A 20,565-nucleotide genomic window follows, 5' to 3' on the forward strand; every position below is an offset into this window, starting at 1 on the left:
GGGTGGGTGATCAGGTGTGTGTGCGCCGACGGATGCTGAAGGCGACCAGACCACCGCCGGCCAGAAGGGCGGCGACTGCCGCCGAGAGGGCGACCCAGAAGCTTCCGTCCAGCCCGGTAGCGGGAAGGGTGCCGTCGCCGCCAGCGGCCGAACCGCTGTCGTCACGGGGCAGCTCACCGGGCTCTTCGTCTGATCCGTCACCGGGCCCGTCCACAGCGGGCGGATCGGTCGGTGCGGCGGCAATCTCGAACGAGACCGACAGCGGATCGCTCGTGCGAGCGCCCAGCGCCTGCGCGACAGTGACGTCGTAGGCTCCGGCGGCGAGCTCGGAAAGCGCGAACGTCCACGTGCCGTCATCGTTCACCGTTGCCACGGTGGCTGAGGTGTCAGCGGCGGAGGCGAAGCTCGCGCGAGCGATGCCCGGCGTCGACGATGACACGACGATCTCGGCGCCGGGGAATCCGGTGCCACTCAGCTCAACAGAATCCGTACCGATCGGCAGGGCTCCGGACGGTGCCGAAGCGATCTCCAGACCGCTCAGGTCGGCACGTTGCGTGAGCCACTCATCGGGCGTCGTGGGGCGATCGATGATGCGGGTCTCGCCGATGCATCCGTGCCAGCCGTTGCGGGCGGCGTCATCGGACCAGTCGGCGCCGATGATCCACGGCATGCCCTCGTTCCACGTCATCCCGACCGTGTCGACGGCGTTGCGCAGCACCGGAGCGCCATCGACGTACATCGTCGTGGCCTTCGTCTGCGGGTCGTTCACGATCGCGACGTGCGACCAGGCGTCGGGCATGATCTCACCCGACCAGTTGACACGATCGCCCTTGGTGGCGTCTGCCGACAGGCTCGTGTACTGGAACTCACGCAGGTTCGAGATGCCGAGCGCGGTCGGCGATGCGGTGTAGTCCCACTGGCTCGGCGGCATGTCGGTGTGCGAACGGTTGCCCGTGCGCACCAGAGCTTTCGACCAGCCGTTGGCCGAGGCATCCCACTCGGCGTCCAGCTTCACGAAGGTCTCGATCGTGTATCCGCTGGAGAGATCGGCGTCGTTGATGGCAGCGTCGGCCGCGGTCGTGAGGTAGCTGTAGCGCTCGGCCGACGAGTCGGCGAAGCAGACGGCCGCACCGTCCGATGAGTATCCGTGCACGTCGGAGCTTTCGATGGTGACGTCCGACCACTCGGCGCCGACGGCGTTCGTCTCGGCGGGGTCGACGCGGTGCAGATCGTTGTCGCCGGCGATATCGGCGACGACGGTGTCGGCATCCACGTCGCCGTCCAGTCCGTTGAAGCGCCAGTGCGCGAGGGTACCCGGCGCCTCGGGGAAGTCGAGCTCGTTGCCCGGGTATGCCGTGTCGCGGGGATCAGGGCCCTCGAAGCCGTCAAGCAGAATGTCACGTGCGCGCTGCGTCAGCGACGGCTCATCCGCTGTGGTTCCGGCACCGAAGTCGGGGTTGAACCCGGCGAAGCGCGCGGCGAAGTCGATGTCGATGCTGTACTGCTGCTGCGGACCTTCCAGGAACGGCTGATCGTAGCTGGTCAGCGTCTCCTGCGGCTTGGAAACGACCCACGGCGACGCCGTCTGCGCGTTGATCTGTCCGTTGGTCAGGTCGAACTCGAGCAGCCCGAGATAGCCGTTTCCGCCCTCGTACGCCATCTGGTAGTCGATCAGGACCTCATGGACGTCGTGACCGAAGTTGTTGACCTTCGTCAGCCGCGTCGCGCCGTGGAAATGCCCGTTGAAGGTGAGGAAGATCTGGTCGTTGTCTGCGATGAGCTTGTCCCAGAGCATCAGGCCGTACTCCGTCTCGCGCGGGCTCTCTCCGTCGGCATCGATGTTGAGCACCTCATGGCTGGTGAGGATCACGGGAACGGTCGGATGCTCCGCCATCACTGAATCCGCCCAGGCCAGTGTCGCCTCAGACACCCGCCAGGGGAGCGTCAGCACCATGAACTCCTGCCCTTCGGCTTCGAAGATGTGATACCGGCTGAGACCTGTGGGGTCGCTGCCCTGGTAGGACGGATCAGCGGCGGCTCGCTCGACGGGGAACCACTTCAGGAACGGCTCGGCGTCGAGGTCATAGTCGGTGTCGACGAGGCTCGCGCTGCTGTTGAGGACATCGTGGTTGCCCGTGAGGATCGAGTACGACTGTCCGGCGTCCTCGAGATTCTGCATTGCGCGGTCGGCGGCCTGCCACTCCGCCTCCACAGTGGCGCGGTCGACGATGTCGCCGACGTGAGCGGTGAAGGGAATGCGCAGCTCCGACGCGTTCTCGGCGATCCACGCGGTCTGCGTCGCGAAGGGGTCTGTCCCGTATCGAGGCTGGAACTGCTCGGCGGAGTACCGGGAGTAGAACTGGGTATCGGGCAACACCGGGAGGGTGAAGCGCGAGGCGAGGTCGGTGTCCTCGGCGGCGGCCGACGCAGGTAGCGCGGTGGATGTCGAGAGGAGGCCAGCGGCGAGGCCGACCGCGAGTGCGCCGGCGACGCAACCAGCGGCGCGTCGTCGGCGAGAGACAGAGAGGGTGGTTGACGGACGCAACGAATGATCCTTCGAGTCGGGGGGAGGGGGATTTCACCTCTCGTCCGATCGTCGCGGATCGGCCGAAGCAGGCGTGTGCACGCCACAATGGCCCCGGCAGGTTGCCGAAGAGTTGCCAGCAGACGGACGCGAGGTTGCACAGCGGCAACGAGCCCACAGCGTCTCAGCGGCGGCCCCCGCTGTGACCGGGTATCGTAGAACGGTGCCGCGCGTGCAGGATGCTGCGGCGAGAGCTGAATACGGAGGCCGTTATGGAAATCGAACTGGGGCTGCTGCGCGGGATCGAGAAGGAAAAGGCGATTCCTTTCGAAGAGCTCGTCGCCATCATCGAGCAGGCCGTCCTGACGGCGTACGGTAAGCACGTCTCCGAAGACGGCGCTGTTCCGGTCGGCGTCCGTGTGAAGCTCGACGAAGCGAGCGGGCACGTGGCCGTGCTGCAGGCGGTGACCGACGCCGAGGGCGCGATCATCGGCGAAGAGGATGCCACTCCCGAGGATTTCGGGCGCATCGGCGCCTTCGCCGCGAAGCAGGTCATCAGCCAGCGTCTGCGCGACATCGCCGACGACGCCGTGCTGGGCGAGTTCAAGGGCAAAGAGGGCGACATCGTCGCCGGTGTCATCCAACAGGGCCCGAACCCGCGCATGATCCACATCGACCTGGGGTCGGTCGAGGCCATCCTCCCTCCCGAAGAACAGGTCCCTGGCGAGGACTACGCCCACGGTTCGCGCCTGCGCGTCTACGTCACGAGCGTCGCGAAAGGGCTCAAAGGTCCCCAGATCACTGTTTCGCGCACGCATCCCGGATTGGTGCGCAAGCTCTTCGCGCTGGAGGTGCCGGAGATCGCTGCCGGACTCGTCGAGATCGTCTCGCTCGCCCGTGAGGCTGGCCACCGAACCAAGATCGCGGTGAAGGCCAATGACCCGTCGATCAACGCCAAAGGCTCATGCATCGGCGAACTCGGCCGTCGTGTGCGTGCTGTGACCGAAGAACTCGCCGGCGAGAAGATCGACATCGTCGACTACGATTCCGAGCTCGCTGCGTTCGTGGCGAATGCGCTGTCGCCGGCGAAGGTCACCAGCTCCTTCATGCTGGATGCCGGCACCAAGGCGGTTCGCGCGCTGGTGCCCGACTACCAGCTCTCGCTGGCGATCGGCAAAGAAGGTCAGAACGCCCGACTCGCGGCCAAGCTCACGGGCGCGAAGATCGATATCCAGCCCGACAGCATCCTCGACTGACCGGCAACGCGCAGTTGCCTCTCCGGTAGGCGGTGTAGGATGGAACCTGTACGAACATGCGTCGGTTGTCGCGTGCGTGCTTCCCGATCTGCTCTGATCAGAGTGGTGGCAGACCATGGTGTCCTCATCGTCGATGAGCGTGCCGTGTTGCCGGGGAGGGGCGCGTGGCTGCATCCGACGCAGGAATGCATGGAAACCGCGCTGCGGCGCCGTGCTTTCGCACGAGCCCTCCGTGTGTCCTCACCGCTGGACACGCAGACCATCGAGAAACGGCTGAACGGCTATGGAAACAAAGTGAACGGCTCGAAATGAGACCCGTCCGCAACTAGTGGTCTGCCCTGTCTGGGCAGACCGACCCAGACAGGAGAATTGTGGCTGCCAAACCACGCGTACATGAGATTGCCGCTGAACTCGGCGTCGACAGCAAGTTCGCACTTGCCAAGCTGAAGGAGATTGGCGAGTTCGTCAAGAGTCCTTCGTCGACTGTCGAGCCGCCTGTGGCACGCAAACTTCGCGCTGCCATCGAGGCCGACGCGGATGCGAAACCCAAGGCAGAGGAGAAGCCTGCTGCCGCCAAGGGCGCAGCGACTGCCAAGCCCGCAGCGGCTAAGCCCGGTGCTGCGAAGTCCGGTGCTGCGAAGCCCGGGCCCAAGGCTCCGACCCCTGGCCCTAAGCCAGGACCGAAGCCTGCCCCCGAAGCGAAACCGGCCGCCGAGGCGCCGACCCCGGAGGCACCGGCGAAAGATGCACCGGCGCCAGCGGCTGAGACCGCATCTCAGGCTTCGCCCGACAAGGGTGCTCCGAAGCCTGGTGCGCCGCGTCCGGGGAACAACCCCTTCTCCACTTCGCAGGGCATGGGCCAGCGTCCGTCCGGCCCTCGCCCAGGAAATAACCCCTTCGCTTCCTCGCAGGGCATGGGCCAGCGCCCGACGCCGGGCAACATCCCCCGTCCGCAGGCTCCGCGCCCCGGTGCGCCGCGTCCCGGTGCACCGCGACCTGGCTCTCCTCGTCCGGGCGGCGCCCGCGGCGGACAGGGCGGTCGTCCCGGCGGCGCTCCGTTCCAGCAGCGCTCCGGCGGTCCCGGTCGTCCCGGTGGCGGTGGCCCTGGTGGCGCTCCGGGTCGCGGCGGCTTCGCCGGTCGTCCCGGTGGTGGCGGTCGCGGCCGTGGCCCCGGTGGTGGTACCGCGGGTGCCTTCGGCAAGGGCGGTGGCAAGTCCAAGCAGCGTAAGTCGCGTAGGGCGAAACGGCAAGAATTCGAGATGCGGTCGGCACCCGTTGTCGGCGGCATCAACGTCACCCGCGGCAACGGTGAGACCATCCGCATGCGCCGCGGCGCATCCATCGCCGACTTCGCAGACAAGATCGAGGCGCTGACCGGCTACACGGTTCAGCCCAGCACCCTGGTGACGATTCTGTTCAACCTCGGCGAGATGGCCACAGCCACCGAGTCGCTGGACGAAGCGACGTTCGAGGTGCTCGGTGAAGAGCTCGGCTACAAGATCCAGATGGTCTCGCCCGAGGACGAGGACAAAGAGCTCCTTGAAGGGTTCGGTCTCGATCTCGATAAAGAGCTCGAAGCCGAAAGCGATGAGGATCTCGAGATCCGTCCTCCGGTGGTCACGGTGATGGGCCACGTCGATCACGGTAAGACGCGACTGCTCGACGCGATCCGCAAGACCAACGTCATTGAGGGAGAAGCCGGCGGCATCACCCAGCACATCGGTGCGTACCAGGTCTGGACCGAGCACGAGGACGTCGAGCGTGCGGTCACCTTCATCGACACCCCGGGTCACGAGGCATTCACCGCCATGCGTGCGCGTGGTGCCCAGGTCACTGACCTCGCGATCCTCGTGGTCGCGGCCGATGACGGGATCATGCCGCAGACGGTCGAGGCGCTGAACCACGCACAGGCTGCCGAGGTTCCGATCGTCGTCGCCGTGAACAAGGTGGACAAGCCCGAGGCGAACCCGGCCAAGGTGCGTCTGCAGCTGACCGAATACGGCCTGGTCGCCGAAGAGTTCGGTGGCGATGTCATGTTCGTGGACGTTTCGGCGCGCAAGGGCACCGGAATCCAGGAGCTCCTCGACGCTGTGCTCCTGGTCGCCGACGCGGGTCTTGACCTGACGGCGAACCCGAACAAGGCCGCGCGCGGTGTCGCCATCGAAGCGAAGCTCGACAAGGGCCGTGGTTCGATCGCGACCGTGCTCATCCAGTCGGGAACGCTTCGCGTGGGTGACTCGATCGTGGCAGGCACCGCCTACGGCCGCGTGCGCGCCATGCTCGACGAGAATGGCGTGGCGGTCGAAGCGGCCGCCCCCTCGCGTCCGGTGCAGGTGCAGGGGCTGAACTCCGTACCGCGCGCCGGCGATGTGTTCATCGTCACCGAAGAAGACCGCATGGCTCGCCAGATCGCTGAGAAGCGTGAAGCTGTCGAGCGCAACGCGCTGCTGGCCAAGGCCCGCAAGCGCATCTCGCTGGAAGACTTCACCCGTGCGCTCGAAGAGGGCAAGGTCGAGACGCTCAACCTCATCATCAAGGGTGACGTGTCTGGTGCCGTGGAGGCGCTGGAAGAGTCGCTCATGAAGATCGAGGTCGACGAGTCGGTGCAGCTGCGTATCATCCACCGCGGTGTCGGTGCGATCACCGAGTCGGACGTCAACCTGGCCACGATCGATGACGCGATCATCGTCGGGTTCAACGTTCGTCCCGATCCCAAGGCACGCGAAGCTGCGGCACGCGAAGGCGTCGACGTTCGCTTCTACTCGGTCATCTACTCCGCGATCGACGAGATCGAGGGCTCCCTCAAGGGCATGCTCAAGCCGGAGTTCGAAGAAGTGCAGTCGGGCGTCGCCGAGATCCGCGAGGTGTTCCGCTCCTCGAAGTTCGGCAACATCGCCGGTGTCATCGTGCGCTCGGGAACCATCACCCGCAACGCGAAGGCTCGCATCATCCGCGATGGCGTCGTGCTGGCCGATGGCCTGGCCATTGAGTCGCTGCGCCGCTTCAAGGACGACGTCACCGAGGTCCGCACGGACTTCGAAGCTGGTATCGGACTCGGCAAGTTCAACGACATCCAGGTCGGCGACGAGATCGAGACGACGGAGATGGTGGAGAAGCCTCGCGGCTGACCGTCCCCGTGAGGAGATGGATGCCTCGTCCTTCGCAGAGCGGGGACCCCGCCTCGCTTCGCGAGGCACCCCGATGCTCAGGACCGAGGCATCCATCTCCTCACTCGGCTCACCGCGAGTTGAACAGGAGTAGAAGAAATGGCTGGAGAACGACAGGCGCGCCTTGCGGACCGCATCCGCGTCATCCTGGCTGAGCGCCTGGAGAAGGGCCTGCGCGATCCGCGCCTGGGCTTCGTCACCATCACTGATGTGCGCGTATCCGGCGACCTGCAGCATGCCTCGGTGTTCTACACGGTGCTGGGAACAGACGACGAGCGTGCCTCCAGCGGCGCTGCGCTGGCCTCAGCGACCGGCATGCTGCGTAGCGAAGTCGGTCGTCAGCTCAGTACGCGCCTGGTGCCGACGCTTGAGTTCATCGCAGACGCCCTCCCCGAGAACGCAGACAACATCACGGCGCTGCTGAACGAGGCGCGCCAACGTGACGCCGAGGTCGCAAAGCTTGCGTCGTCGGCTACCCACGCCGGTGACGCCGACCCCTATCTGCGCGCAGATGACGCAGATGACCCAGATGACGTCACACAGTAGATCGGTGAGCCTCCGCTTGCTACTGTGATCCCCGTCGCCAACACGGCGTGGGTGTAGCGCGTCCTCAGGGGGAATTCGAAGATCGTGACAACAGCGTGGCTGAACGCTGTCTCGGTGCGCCCTCGAATCTCCGACGCGCATGGGATCGTCACGGAGCTCACCGCCGCTCTGCTTGAGCAGAGAATCGAGACCGCACCGCACGTCGTGGCACAGCTGGCGAAGCGACTGAACAACGACACGCGAACGGTGTGCGAGGTGGCTGCCGCTTTGACACCGTCGCAGCGGCGGGGGCACAGCGCACTACCGCGAGTTCTGCCCGCTACACGCGCAATGGCCGGGCTCTTCGAGCCGCTTGAGCTCAGCGATGATGAGCGCCGTCTGCTCGTGATCGCCGCGCTGTGCAGTGTCGATGACGTGGAGGTTCTCGCGCAGGCAGCCGAGATCACCGTCGAAACCCTCGCGATGGGTGCGAACGGCGTGCACCTGAAGATCTCTCGCGGCCGATTCGCCTTCGTCGATCCGCGTCTGGGCGAATGGATGCTTCGAACGGCGCACGTCGAGGAGTCGGCCCGGGCCCATGACCGACTCAGCCGGGCTCACCTCGCACGGGATGAACCGGTGCTCGCTGACTGGCACCGTGCCCGCGGGGCGCAGCTGCGCATTCCGGCGGTTGTCCCGACACTTCTCACCGAAGCTCGTAGCCTCGTGAACCGCGGACATCCGCTGTGGGGGTGCCGTGTTGCGGCCGAGGCGGCCGAGCACTCCGGCGCTGGGGAAGGGGAACAGGCCTATCTCATCGCGGGGGCGTCGTCGGTTGGAGCCGGCTATGTGAACGACGGCGTGGAATGGTTGCGTGCGCTCTTTCCGCGTGGGCGGCGAGAGTCGCGCGCGCAGGCACTGGCGAACGTGTTCATCGCCGAGACGTGCCTGCACGGCACGGTGCCGGTGATCGATCCGGCCGAGCATCGGCCACGCGGCGAGGATGTCGCGCACTGGCGCCGCTGGGGGCGCGCGGCAGGTGTCGCCGCGGCCCTGTGCGCCGAGCGTGCGGCGCACTCGGCCATGCGTCTCTGGCTGGCAGAACTGCGCGAAGCGGATGCGCGAACCGGGGCGAACGGCACACTTCGCGATCCCGTTGTCACGCTGTGCTGGATGCTCACAGGAGAGACCTCTCTCGCGGCCCCGTGCGGCACCGGGCCGTTCTCCGGTGGTGTCATCGCCGCACTGCGCCACGCGCTGGACGGCGATATCGATGAGGGGCTGCGCATTATCGCCCGGGCTCGGGCGGGTCTGGTCAGCGAGCCGGATCCGCTCCTCGTCGGGCTGGAGAACAGCCCGCTCGTGGAGGCGTACCTGGTCGTCACCGAAGCATTGCTGTACTTCTGGCACGGTGACATCACGACCGCGAGATCCGCGCTCGCAGCCGCCCTGGTGACTCTCCCCGTCGGACTGCCCTTCGCCGGTATGGGGTCGACACTCGCGCATCGCCTCGATATCGCCGTTGATGGGGCCCCCGGCGTGTTGGCGCGCGCGGTAGCGGCGACATTGCCACGAGGCATCCGCGTCGATCGGCTCGTCGACCACGGGCTGGTGGCATATCTGGCGGGACGCAACAGCAAAGCGGCGCGCATGCTGACGCTGTGGCGCGATCGGGGAGCGCCCGAGCATCCGCTTGCCGTACCCGGCTTTGACGAGATCGGGCCGCTTGACGAGCGCGCGAACGTCGAACCTCCGGAGCAGACCACAGCGCGTGCGCTGCGCCATCGCATTCGGCAGCTTCCCGATGCGGCGTGGCAGCGCGAGCACGCCGCCATCGCACGCGCCGGTCGAGCACTGCGATCGCCATTCGAACGGGCGCGTGTCGAGGCCATGCTGGGTTCGGTGAGCGTCATCCGCGGCGAGCGCGCCGCCGGGCGTCGCCATCTCGACATAGCGCAGAGCCTGTTCGAAGACGCCGGCGCCGAGGCGTGGGCGGCAGCTGTCGCCGAGCGTCTGCGACGCGTCGACGTCCGCGAGGCCGCCGAGACCGGGGCCGTGGTTGTCACGCAGGAGCCGGCTACGACGCCTGACCCGCATCACGCCAGTCGCAGCGCCTGGGCGCCGCTGCTCACCGCTCGTGAACTCGATGTGGCGATGCGGGTCGTCGAGGGGCTTCCCAATCGAGAGATAGCGGAGCTGTTGGGAATCACGGTGCGCACGATCGAGGTGCACACCGGACGCATCTTCGCCAAGCTCGGGGTTCGCAACCGGGTTCAACTGACAGTGCTCGCGCATCGCACGGCGCGACATCTCTGATCCCGGACCCGGCCAGGAGGGACTCGCCGAGGGCTCTCGTGCCGGAATGTAAACCTTGCTAACATAATGCCGCGGTCGATCCAATGAGCGGAGGCAGCATGGCAGCGACATTCGCCGTACCAATGGAGGTGCGTCGGGCTTCGGTGCCTCCGGTACGCCGCAGCAGGTCCCTGTCGATGCCGAGCAAAGCGCAGACGCTGTGGATGTCGCCGGACGTCGCGCACACAGTGTCGGAAGCCTGTGCAGGGGATGAGCGGACGATCGCTGAGATCGCCGCGCGCTTGTCATCACAACAGCGTCACGGCTTACGGGCGCTGCCTGATCCGCTTCCGCTGGTTCCCTCGATCGCTGCCCTGGGAAGCTCACTCGCTCTGAGCGAGTGGGAGCGGGACGCCCTGCTGCTCGCGGCGATCTGCATCGACGATCGCATTGATGTGCTGTTGGAGGCCACGGGCAGAAGCATGAGTGAGGTGCTCGGTGGTTCGCTGTCGACGCAGCTCGCACTCGTGGCCAGCCGGTTCTCATTCGCAGATGCGCGTGTGCGCATCTGGGTGCACGAGGGGGCATCGCTCAGCGAGCGGACACGCGCGCACGAGCGCCTTGCCGTCGTGTACGCACGAATCGGCGACGCCGAACGCTCGCTGTGGCATCGTGCGTTGAGTGCGGTGCAAGGCGATGCGTCGTTGACGGGGTCGCTGCTGTGCCTGTCAGCGGATGCGACACGTCGTGCGCAGGTGACGTTGGCGTATGCGGCTGCCCGCGAGGCGGCCAGCCATGCTGATGCACGCGATCTCGATCGCGCCCGAGTCGTCGCCGGCAGCTGTGCCCTGGCCGGCGGCTGGCTCGACGACGCGCTCGACTGGCTGGGGTCGGTGATCGATGGCGACGATCCTCAGTCGGTGTCGGATGCGTTGCCGGGGTTCGTCGTGGCGGCTACGGTGCGAAACGGCGCCGTGCCGACGGCGGATCTGCGCCAACAGCGGCCGACGGCGGCAGAGGATCCCCGATGGCTCGGCTATGCCCGCGCGGCGCTGTTGGCAGCGGCGTTCAGTGCCGAACGGGCGCTACCGGTTGAAAATCGAACGTGGTTCGCCGAGGCTCAGGAAGCGGCTACGCACGTGGACCGCCCCATTCGGCTGACAGCCGTGGCAACAGCGTGGAGTGGGCTGTTCATCGATTCGCGAGACGAGGGCGAGAGCGCGCAGTGGCCGCTGTGCGCGGCGCTGCGACAGGGGCTCGACGGCGATTCGGCCGCCGGGCTGCGTCTGCTGGCGAGCAGCGAGCGCCTGTCGAGATGTGCAGACGAGGGACCTATTGCGGGCGGTGAACGCAGTCGGTTCGTCCGCGCACACCGGGCGGTGGCCGAGGCTTTGCTGCGTATGTGGGATGGTGACCTGCATGCGTCGCTGCGCGGACTCGAGCACACGGCACGCGAGCTTCCCGTCGGCCTGCCCTTCGGCGGGATCGCCGTCTCTCTGGCGCGGCGCCTGGAAATGGCCATCGACGGACGCCCGGGTCCCCTCTCGATGGCTCTGGATGCGGCACGCCCCGTCAGCTCACCCGGCGACAGACTCGTTGACCGCGGAATCGACGCGTACCTGACCGGCGACTCGGAGCAGGCCGCCGTCCACGTGCGGCTGTGGGCAGAGCGCGGCGGGCCGGGGCCGGTGTTCGCCCTGCCGGGGCTTGACGAAGTCGGCCCCATCGACGGCCCCGATGCGTCGATCGCGCCGCCCGATGCCGTGCGCTCGCGCGCGCTGTTGTACCGCATCCGCGCTGCGCGCGAGAGCGCGTGGGAGAACGACTACCAAGACGTCGCTGACTCGAGCAGGCAGATCGTCTCGCCTTTCGAGCGAGCCCGGGTCGAGGCGCTTCTCGGCACGGCTTTCGCAACCCGCGGAGACCGTGCGGTCGGGGTCCGGCACTTGCGGACGGCGCGCACACTCTTCGCCGACGCAGGCGCGACGGCCTGGGCTCGTTCGGTCGAAGCACGTATCGCGAAGCTCGGCGCGGGATCCGAGAGATCGTCGTTGCCGACGACGACTCCGATTCCGGTGCCGGATGATCCGCTCTGGGTGTGCCGGATGGCGTGGGAACCCCTGCTCACCGTCCGCGAGCTCGCGGTCGCGATGCTTGTGGCGGACGGGCGTACCAATCGTGAGGTCGCAGAGCGTCTGTTCGTGTCGGTTCGCACGGTCGAAGTGCACATCGGACGGATGTTCACGAAGCTCGATGTGCGCAGCAGGGGCGAGCTCATCGCCCTCGCGCACCGGACGAATCAGCTCATCTGACCGGTCGGCGAACGCGGCGGGCGCAGGTATGTGGAAAGCACGGATGCTCCGCTCGGCCGGTTTCAATAGCGTCAGCAGTGCTGCGATGTCGCAGTGTGCACTGTTCGAGTAAGCACGGAGGCAATGATGTCTTTTCGACGATCGACAGTAGGGATGCGCGTCGCAGCGGTGGGCGTCAGCGCGCTCGTGGTGGCGGCGCTGATGAGCGTGACGCCGCCGGCCGTTGCTGCAGAGGAATGTGCTGCGTCATGGGAAGTCGACGCGGTGTACACCGGCGGCGATCTGGCATCCCACGACGGTGAGAACGTGCGCGCGAAGTGGTGGACGACAGGGGAGGAGCCGGGCTCGTCGGCATGGGGACCGTGGGAGTCCCTGGGGGCCTGTGACGACGGCTCGGCCCCCGACCCCGATCCTGAGCCCGACCCGGAGCCTGACCCGACGCCGGAGCCTGACCCGACGCCGGAGCCTGACCCGACGCCGGAGCCTGATCCGGGAACGGGTGAGACGTGGACAGACAACCCCGATGAGATCTGCCGCCCCGACGGCCTGTACCAGACGCCGGGCGTGGACGTGCCCTACTGCACCGTCTACGACGACGATGGCAGAGAGATGCTGCCCAACGGCCTGGAGCACCGGGTGATCGGTTACTTCACGAGCTGGCGCACAGGTGTCAACTCTCAGCCGACGTACCTCGCTGACGACATCCCCTGGAACCAGGTGAGCCACCTCAACTACGCGTTCGGGCACATCGACGCCAATGGCGAGCTTTCGGTAAATCAGGATGTCGAAGACAACCCGGCCACCGATATGACGTGGCCGGATGACCCGGGCGCAGTCATGGACCCGCAACTGCCCTACACAGGGCACCTGAACATGCTCAACTCGTTCAAGCAGGACCATGAGGGTGTCAAGACGCTCATCTCGGTCGGCGGTTGGGCTGAGACGGGCGGCCACTTTGACGGCGACGGCAACCGTGTCGCCGATGGCGGCTTCTACACGCTCACGGATTCTCAGGCGAAGATCGATGCCTTCGCGGAATCGGCGGTGGAGTTCATCCGCACGTACGGTTTCGACGGCGTCGACATCGACTACGAGTACGCGAACAGCAACGCCAAGGCGGGAAGCCCCGATGACTATGCGTTCTCCGACCCGCGTCGTGCGACGCTGTGGAGCGGGTACGAAGCGCTCATGAAGAGCCTGCGCGAACACCTCGACCGTGCCGGAGCCGAGGACGGCCAGCACTATATGCTCACGGTCGCGGCGCCGGCATCCGGATGGCTGCTGCGCGGGGCCGAGGTCTACCAGGTCGCGCAATACCTCGACTACGTGAACATCATGAGCTACGATCTGCACGGCTCGTGGAACTCCTACGTCGGCGGCAACGGTGCTCTCTTCGACGACGGCCAGGACCCTGAGCTCGTCGCGGGCGGGGTGTACAACGCCTATGACGACATCGGCTATCTCAACGCCGATTGGGCGTACCACTACTTCCGCGGGGCCATGCCCGCCGGACGCATCAATCTCGGCGTGCCGTTCTATACGCGCGGGTGGGAGGGGGTGCAGGGCGGCACGAACGGTCTGTACGGCTCTGCGCCGATGGCCGATCAATCGCAGTGCCCGCCCGGCACGGGACCATCGTTGGGTGGTAACTCCACGTGCGGCGCCGGAGCGCGGGGAATCGACAACCTCTGGCACGATCTCGACAAGACCGGTGCTGAAGTGGGCGCTGGCGCCAATCCCATCTGGCACGTGCTGAACCTTCAGAACGGAATCGTCGGCGACTACACCGCGTCATATGGCGCTCCGACCACGATCACCGGAACCTACGAGCATCACTTCGATGCGACGACGAAGGTCGAGTGGTGGTGGAACCCCACGACGCGTACCTTCCTGTCGGGCGACTCGGATCAGGCCATCACAGCCAAAGCTGACTACGTGGCGGATGAGGGCATCGGCGGCGTGATGATCTGGGAGCTCGCGGGCGACTACGCCTATGACGAGCAGAAGCAGCAGTACGGCATGGGATCGACGCTTGTCACCCTGCTGCACGACAGGCTGTCGCAGTCGACGCCCTATGGTGCGACCAAGGCAGACCAGCCGATGCCGAGCCAGATGATCGATCTGCAGGTGAATTTCAGTGAGTTCGCGCTAGGCGACAACAACTACCCGATCACGCCGAAGATCACGTTCACCAACGGTTCGGAGGCTGACATCCCTGCCGGGTCAACGATCACCTTCGACACCGCCACCAGCGATACCGGCGAGATGGGAGAACAGAACGGCTGGGGCATCGCCTGGGTCGACTCCGATCACACCGGTGACAACATCGGCGGACTCGATGGCGATTTCCACACCTACCAGCTGACGGTTCCCAGCGGCGGCATCCCCGCAGGAGGCAGCGCATGGACGACGCTGTCGTGGAGCCTGCCGATGGCGTCGATCTCGAATTTGCGCATCGAGATCGACGGTCAGGAGTACGCCGCCGTATACGACCTTGCGCGCGGAATGACCCTGGTGACGCCCGGCGGAGGTGCCGACGGCGGAACCGGTGGTGACGACGGCGGAACCGGTGATGAATGCACAGCCGCGACGTGGGACCCGGCCGAGGTTTATACCGGTGGCGACACGGTGTCGCACAACGGACGTGCCTATGTGGCGAAGTGGTGGACGCAGGGGGAAGCTCCCGGAAGTGGGTCGGTCTGGGGCGACGGGACGGCATGTTGACGAGGGGCGTGGCGCCGAGCGCCCCGACCGAAGACATCTTCTCGACGAATCGATCGGGAAGAGGACAGGCGGCGACTGCGGTCGCCGCCGGAGAAGAGGAAAAATGATCGGGAGAAGAACACGAAGGCGCGGCATCGTTGCCGCCCTCGCCACAGCTGTGACGGCCACCTCGCTGGCGCTGACCGCCCCGATGGCGGCATCGGCGCAGGCGCCGGAAGTGAGGACGGCCGTCGACGCGGATGAAGCCAGTGCGCTGAACGGCTATCGCAACGTCGGATACTTCACGCAGTGGGGTGTCTACGGGCGCGACTTCCAAGCCAAGCAGCTCGATGTCTCGGGTGTCGCCGAAGACCTCACACACATCAACTACGCGTTCGGCAACATCCATTACCAGAGCCTTGAGTGCTTCATCGCGAACAAGGCTCAGGGGACCGGACCCAACGGCTCTGACGGCGCGGGCGATGCGTGGGCCGACTTCGGCATGGGATACACCGAGGCCAACTCTGTCGCCGGTGTCGCAGACACCTGGGACCAGCCGTTGGCGGGGTCGTTCAACCAGCTCAAGCAGCTCAAGCAGAAGAATCCTGATCTGAAGGTCATGCTGTCGCTGGGCGGCTGGACCTGGTCGAAGAACTTCTCCGCGGCCGCGGCGACGCCTGAGTCTCGACAGAACTTCGTCGAAAGCTGCATCGACATCTACATCAAGGGAAATCTGCCCGTGATCGATGGGCGCGGCGGTCCGGGCGCGGCTGCTGGGGTGTTCGACGGTTTCGACCTCGACTGGGAGTGGCCGGGTTCACTCAACGGCGAGGTGGGAAACATCGTCGACGTCGAGAACGACGCGGCGAACTTCAAGGCACTGATTCATGAGTTCCGCACGCAGCTCGATGCCCTCTCGACGACAACGGGTAAGCAGTACCAGCTCTCGGCCTTCCTGCCGGCGAACGTCGCCGACATCGAAGCCGGTGGTTGGAACGACCCGGAGATATTCGAGGATCTCGACTTCGGTAACCTGCAGGGCTACGACCTGCACGGCGCGTGGGACCCGACGCTGACCGGACATCAGGGCAATCTGTACCCGGACCCGGCTGACCCTCGGCCAGCAGACAGGAGCTTCAGCATCGACCAGGCGCTGCAGAGCTATCTGGGCGCGGGGATCGACTCCTCGCAGATCGGTCTGGGACTGGCGATGTACGGCCGAGGCTGGACGGGCGCGAGTTCCGCTGACCCGTGGGGTTCGGCGACCGGTCCCGCCCCCGGCACGTGGGAAGCGGGTATCGAGAACTATGATGAGCTGAAGAACCGGGGCACCGACTACTTCGACGCGGCAGTCGGGGCGGCCTGGGTGCACGATGGCAACACCTGGTGGAGTTACGACAACCCGCAGTCGGTTGCGCAGAAGGCCGACTACATCGTCGACAACAACCTGGGCGGCGGAATGTGGTGGGACCTTTCGGGCGACCGTCAGGGAGATCTGACCACCGTGCTCTCCGATGCGCTGCGCGCGGCTCCTCCGGGAGGCGCGACGGACCCGACGGACCCGACGGACCCGACGGACCCGACGGACCCGACGGACCCGACGGACCCGACGGACCCGACCGATCCGACCGATCCGACTGACCCGACCGACCCCACGGATCCGGGCGACTGCTCGGCCGCTGCTTGGGACTCCTCGGCCGTCTACACAGGAGGTGACAGCGTCTCCTACGAGGGCGTCGAGTACACCGCCAAGTGGTGGACGCAGGGAGACACCCCGGGTGCATCATCGGTCTGGGAGCAGAACGCCGCGTGTGATGATGCGGATCCCACTGATCCCACCGATCCGACAGATCCCACCGATCCGACAGACCCGGGCGACTGCTCGGCTGCGGCCTGGGATGCGTCAACGGCCTACACCGGCGGTGACACCGTGTCGTATGACGGCTCGGAGTACACCGCGAAGTGGTGGAACCAGGGCGAGACTCCCGGATCCCAGCAGTGGGGAGCCTGGGAATCGGTCGGAGCCTGCGCATAGGACAGCCGACCAACACCCCAGCGGCGGCGGTGCCTCCGGAGCACACTCCGGGGGCACCGCCGCTGTCAGCGCGGCAGACGCAGCACCGTGTCGGTGGCCTCGATGAGCCCATCGGCGATGAGGGAGTCCACAGCCCGTGCCCGCTGCATCTCATCGGCCCAGTCATGCAGCACAGCATCCACCGACGCTGTGCCATCGGGAGCTTCGCGCAGATGACGCAGCACGGCCCCGCGCGCCTGACGATCCGAGCCCTCGTAGCGCGCCTGGCGGGGACGCCTGTCACCGGTATCGGGGCAACCGGCCGCCAACCACGCGCAATCGGTCCGCAGTGGGCAACTTTCACAGGCGGGCGAGCGTGAAGTGCAGACGGTGGCGCCGAGCTCCATCATCGCCGCGTTGAACACGGCGGATTCGGCATCCGCCTCCGGCAACAGCGATTGCATCATCGCCAGATCGCGACGCGCAGCCGGGCCGGGGTAGGAGGCGCCCTCGATCGCGCGAGCGAGCACGCGGCGGGTGTTGGTGTCCACGACCGGATGCCGGTCGCCGAACGCGAACACCGCCACCGCTCTGGCGGTATAGTCACCGATTCCCGACAGTGCGAGCAGGGCGTCGACGTCGCGGGGAACCTCACCGCCGTGTCGCCGAGTGATCTCCACCGCCGCACTGTGCAACCACAGCGCCCGGCGCGGATAACCGAGATTCGCCCACTGCTGCACGACCTCTGCGGGTGTCGCCCCGGCAAGCTGCGTCGGTGTCGGCCATCGCTCCAACCACGCCTGAAGACGGGGAATCACCCGCGCCACCGGGGTCTGCTGCAGCATGAACTCACTGACCAGGGTGCCCCACGCGCCGAACGATCGATGAAACTCCGGGCGGCGCCAGGGCAGGTCACGAGCGTTCGAGCGATACCACGAGGCAAGCGCAGGCGCGAGCGAGGAAGACGATGGCGCGGGCACCCTCTCAGCCTAGGCCTCGGTAGGCTGGAACGATGGTCGAACCCGGCATCCTTCTCGTCGACAAGCCCCGTGGGCTGACCAGTCACGACGTCGTCGCCCGCACACGCCGCGCCTTCGGAACGCGCAAGGTCGGCCACGCCGGAACCCTCGACCCGATGGCCACCGGACTGCTGGTCATCGGCATTGAGGCGGCCACGCGGCTTCTCACCTATGTCGTCGGCGCTGACAAGACCTATCTCGCGACCATCCGTCTCGGGCAGAGCTCGACCACTGACGACGCCGAAGGCGAGATCGTCGATGTGGCCGAGCCCGCAGCGGTCAGCGGCATCACCCCAGCGGGCATCGCCGCGCACCTGCAGGCGCTCACGGGGGAGATCTCCCAGGTTCCCAGCTCCGTCTCGGCCATCAAAGTCGACGGACGCCGCGCCTATGACCGCGTGCGTGCCGGGGAGCAGGTGGAGTTGAAAGCCCGAACCGTCACGGTGTCGCGCTTTGACGTGCTCGCGGAGCGTTCGGGCGACGGCCACCTCGACCTCGATGTGATCGTGGACTGCAGCTCCGGCACCTACATTCGCGCGCTGGCCCGCGACCTCGGCGCTGCGCTGGGCGTCGGCGGCCACCTCACGGCACTCCGACGCACGCGGGTGGGGCCATTCAGTCTCGACCACGCAGCCGAACTCGAGAACATCTCTGAGGCATCCCTGCTGACGCCGGCCGTGGCTGCCGGGCAGGTGCTGACGGCGATCGAGGTATCGGCGGACGAGGCACGAGACCTCCGCCACGGCAAGCGCCTGGCCGGTCAGGCTGCTCGCGTCTGCGGTGCGCTCGCCGCAGCCATCGATCCCGACGGCACGCTCGTGGGAATCGTGGCGAAGCGTGGTCAAGACATGAAGAGCAGCATGAACATGCCGGAGGAGTCGCGATGATCGGGTGGTTCACCATCGTGTTGATCGGCGTCTCCGTGGCGGCCGGACTGTTCTGCGTCATCGCCGGCTTGGCGGGTCGGCGCCCCAGCGATTTCTCCGTCGGTGCGCTCGCTCTCGTCGAGGCGCTGCTGATCGTGCAGGTCGTCCTGGCGATCATCGCACCGCTGGCCGGAAACCCACCCACCGGCGACCTGTTGGAATTCTGGGTCTATCTCGTCTCGGCAGTTGTCCTTCCGGTCGGCGGAGTGTTCTGGGCACTGATCGATCGCTCACGATGGAGTACCGTCATCCTCGGCGTCGTCGCGTTCGCGATCGCCATCATGGCGTGGCGCATGCAGGTGATCTGGACGATCCAGATTGCCTAGGCACGGCGTTGGGCATGCGCCGTCGCACGTAGAATGGGAATCGCTATGAGCATCACCCAAACGCGCGCGCGGATGACCGGTATCGGCCGTGTCCTCGTCATCGTCTACGCCGTGATGGCCCTCGCGGCCACGGGCCGCAGCTTCGTGCAGATCGTACGCCGATTCGACGAGGCGCCAGTGGCGTATTCGCTTTCGGCTGCCGCTGCGGTCGTGTACATCGTCGCGACGCTGGGCCTGATTCTGGCCGGGCGGCGTGGCTGGTACACCGTCGCCTGGGTGGCCATCGTCTTCGAACTCGCCGGTGTGCTCGTCGTGGGTACGCTCAGCATCGTTCTTCCCGAGCTGTTCCAGCACGATTCGGTCTGGTCGGTGTTCGGGCGCGGTTATCTGTTCATCCCGCTGGTGCTGCCGATATTCGGAATCTGGTGGCTCATCACGCACCGACCGGCCGAGGAGGTGACGCCGTGAAGATCTTTCGCCACCCCGGTGAGGTGCCACCCGATTTCGGTCGCTCCGCCGTCGCGATCGGCAAGTTCGACGGTGTGCACGCCGGTCACCGCGCGGTCATCGAAAGGTTGAAGGCGGATGCCGCGGCATCCGGCGCCCGCACCGTCGCGGTCACGTTCGACCGCAATCCTCTTGCGGTGCTGCGGCCAGAGCTGTGCCCGGAGAACGTCACGACGGTGGAGCGCAAACTGGAGCTGCTGGGCGAGCTCGGCCTCGACGCGACGCTGATGTTGACCTTCGATGAGGCACTCGCCTCGCAGTCAGCCGAAGACTTCGTCACTGACACGCTCGTCGGCGCCCTGCGCGTGTCGACCGTGCTGGTGGGCAATGACTTCCGGTTCGGGCACCGCGGCGCCGGAACCCCCGAGCTTCTTCGCGAGCTTGGGCCGATCTACGGTTTCACGGTCGATGTGGTCGGCGATGTGTTCCTCGATGATTCCGAACGGCGCGTTTCGTCGAGCTGGGTTCGCGAGCTGCTCATGGCGGGGGATGTCAAGGCGGCAGCGGCGGTGCTCGAGCGGCCTGTGGACGTGCGCGGCGAGGTCGTGCACGGACACAAGCGCGGCCGCGAACTGGGCTTTCCCACCGCAAACCTTTCCGAGATCGTCGACGCGCTCGTTCCCGCTGACGGTATCTACGCGGGCTGGCTCGTCGACCACGACACCGGCATCCGGCACCCGTCCGCGATATCGGTGGGTACCAACCCGACATTCGACGATGTGCTGGTGCGACAGGTCGAAGCACACGTGCTCGATGAAGATGCGCTCGATCTCTACGGGCACGATGTGACGGTCGAGTTCACCGAACGTCTTCGCGGCATGGTGGCCTTCGACGGGCTCGATGCGTTGCGAGCACAGATGGCTGCCGATGTGACTGCCGCGCGTGCACTGCTCACCGGCGAAGTGCGCGCATAACGATTCCGCGCCGTCATGGCGTAAGATATCGGCGAGTCCTCTTTCGATGTGCGCCGGCTCGGTGCCACGACGAGGGC

At 66.5% G+C, this 20,565-nt stretch carries 14 protein-coding genes; 12 read left to right on the forward strand and 2 right to left on the reverse strand.

Features of this window, described 5'->3' with window-relative positions; all coding sequences use genetic code 11:
* Positions 1-10: 10 nt before the first annotated feature.
* The gene (locus Q1J95_RS00110; RefSeq protein WP_300264750.1) at positions 11-2,545 is read right to left on the reverse strand and encodes a LamG-like jellyroll fold domain-containing protein; all 2,535 of its coding nucleotides are present in this window, start codon (positions 2,543-2,545) and stop codon (positions 11-13) included.
* Between the two features lie 251 nt (positions 2,546-2,796).
* Here Q1J95_RS00110 and nusA point away from each other — a divergent pair, with 251 nt between their 5' ends.
* The 8 genes from nusA to Q1J95_RS00150 all read left to right on the forward strand — a co-directional run bounded on the left by nusA (position 2,797) and on the right by Q1J95_RS00150 (position 16,817).
* The gene (nusA, locus tag Q1J95_RS00115) at positions 2,797-3,780 is read left to right on the forward strand and encodes a transcription termination factor NusA (RefSeq protein ID WP_300264753.1); all 984 of its coding nucleotides are present in this window, start codon (positions 2,797-2,799) and stop codon (positions 3,778-3,780) included.
* A gap of 39 nt (positions 3,781-3,819) precedes the next feature.
* Positions 3,820-4,092, forward strand: coding sequence for a YlxR family protein (locus Q1J95_RS00120; RefSeq protein WP_300264755.1), 273 nt, complete (start codon positions 3,820-3,822; stop codon positions 4,090-4,092).
* Positions 4,093-4,151: 59 nt separating this feature from the next.
* Positions 4,152-6,908: a translation initiation factor IF-2 gene (infB, locus tag Q1J95_RS00125; protein ID WP_300264758.1), complete on the forward strand. Its 2,757-nt coding sequence runs from the start codon at positions 4,152-4,154 to the stop codon at positions 6,906-6,908.
* Between the two features lie 138 nt (positions 6,909-7,046).
* The gene (gene rbfA, locus Q1J95_RS00130) at positions 7,047-7,493 is read left to right on the forward strand and encodes a 30S ribosome-binding factor RbfA (RefSeq protein WP_300264763.1); all 447 of its coding nucleotides are present in this window, start codon (positions 7,047-7,049) and stop codon (positions 7,491-7,493) included.
* A gap of 84 nt (positions 7,494-7,577) precedes the next feature.
* Complete coding sequence (locus Q1J95_RS00135) at positions 7,578-9,788, forward strand: helix-turn-helix transcriptional regulator (RefSeq protein WP_300264766.1); 2,211 nt, start codon at positions 7,578-7,580, stop codon at positions 9,786-9,788.
* A gap of 98 nt (positions 9,789-9,886) precedes the next feature.
* Positions 9,887-12,079 carry a LuxR C-terminal-related transcriptional regulator gene (locus tag Q1J95_RS00140; protein ID WP_300264768.1) on the forward strand — a complete coding sequence of 731 codons (2,193 nt, stop codon included), beginning with the start codon at positions 9,887-9,889 and terminating at the stop codon, positions 12,077-12,079.
* Positions 12,080-12,205: 126 nt separating this feature from the next.
* Positions 12,206-14,803 (forward strand): glycosyl hydrolase family 18 protein, encoded by a 2,598-nt coding sequence (locus Q1J95_RS00145; RefSeq protein WP_300264771.1) that lies wholly within the window; start codon positions 12,206-12,208, stop codon positions 14,801-14,803.
* A gap of 103 nt (positions 14,804-14,906) precedes the next feature.
* Entirely contained in the window at positions 14,907-16,817 is a 1,911-nt protein-coding gene (locus Q1J95_RS00150) for a glycosyl hydrolase family 18 protein (protein WP_300264774.1), read from the forward strand.
* A 65-nt stretch (positions 16,818-16,882) separates the two neighbouring features.
* Here Q1J95_RS00150 and Q1J95_RS00155 read toward each other — a convergent pair whose 3' ends face one another.
* Positions 16,883-17,776 carry an A/G-specific adenine glycosylase gene (locus Q1J95_RS00155; RefSeq protein ID WP_300264777.1) on the reverse strand — a complete coding sequence of 298 codons (894 nt, stop codon included), beginning with the start codon at positions 17,774-17,776 and terminating at the stop codon, positions 16,883-16,885.
* Between the two features lie 32 nt (positions 17,777-17,808).
* On the opposite strand from Q1J95_RS00155, the gene truB reads away from it, so the two are divergent.
* Genes truB through Q1J95_RS00175 form a run of 4 tightly spaced genes read left to right on the forward strand, consistent with a single transcriptional unit; the run spans position 17,809 to position 20,488 of the window.
* A complete protein-coding gene (gene truB, locus Q1J95_RS00160) occupies positions 17,809-18,702 on the forward strand; it encodes a tRNA pseudouridine(55) synthase TruB (RefSeq protein WP_300264780.1) in 894 nt (297 codons plus the stop codon).
* Positions 18,699-19,067 carry a hypothetical protein gene (locus Q1J95_RS00165; protein WP_300264783.1) on the forward strand — a complete coding sequence of 123 codons (369 nt, stop codon included), beginning with the start codon at positions 18,699-18,701 and terminating at the stop codon, positions 19,065-19,067. Before truB ends, Q1J95_RS00165 begins: the two co-directional genes overlap by 4 nt.
* Positions 19,068-19,112: 45 nt before the next feature.
* Positions 19,113-19,535, forward strand: a complete 423-nt coding sequence (locus Q1J95_RS00170) for a hypothetical protein (protein WP_300264786.1) — start codon at positions 19,113-19,115, stop codon at positions 19,533-19,535.
* Positions 19,532-20,488: a bifunctional riboflavin kinase/FAD synthetase gene (locus tag Q1J95_RS00175; protein ID WP_300264789.1), complete on the forward strand. Its 957-nt coding sequence runs from the start codon at positions 19,532-19,534 to the stop codon at positions 20,486-20,488. The genes Q1J95_RS00170 and Q1J95_RS00175 overlap by 4 nt, the downstream gene beginning before the upstream one ends.
* Positions 20,489-20,565: the final 77 nt, after the last annotated feature.

Origin of the sequence: Microbacterium sp. (assembly GCF_029263575.1) — a bacterium.
Classification (GTDB): Bacteria; Actinomycetota; Actinomycetes; order Actinomycetales; family Microbacteriaceae; genus Microbacterium.

Coding starts and splice junctions, on each gene's coding strand:
- nusA (WP_300264753.1), top strand. CDS start 2,797: ATGGAAATCGAACTGGGGCTGCTGCGCGGGATCGAGAAGGAAAAGGCG.
- Q1J95_RS00120 (WP_300264755.1), top strand. CDS start 3,820: ATGGAACCTGTACGAACATGCGTCGGTTGTCGCGTGCGTGCTTCCCGA.
- rbfA (WP_300264763.1), top strand. CDS start 7,047: ATGGCTGGAGAACGACAGGCGCGCCTTGCGGACCGCATCCGCGTCATC.
- Q1J95_RS00140 (WP_300264768.1), top strand. CDS start 9,887: ATGGCAGCGACATTCGCCGTACCAATGGAGGTGCGTCGGGCTTCGGTG.
- Q1J95_RS00145 (WP_300264771.1), top strand. CDS start 12,206: ATGTCTTTTCGACGATCGACAGTAGGGATGCGCGTCGCAGCGGTGGGC.
- Q1J95_RS00150 (WP_300264774.1), top strand. CDS start 14,907: ATGATCGGGAGAAGAACACGAAGGCGCGGCATCGTTGCCGCCCTCGCC.
- truB (WP_300264780.1), top strand. CDS start 17,809: ATGGTCGAACCCGGCATCCTTCTCGTCGACAAGCCCCGTGGGCTGACC.
- Q1J95_RS00165 (WP_300264783.1), top strand. CDS start 18,699: ATGATCGGGTGGTTCACCATCGTGTTGATCGGCGTCTCCGTGGCGGCC.
- Q1J95_RS00170 (WP_300264786.1), top strand. CDS start 19,113: ATGAGCATCACCCAAACGCGCGCGCGGATGACCGGTATCGGCCGTGTC.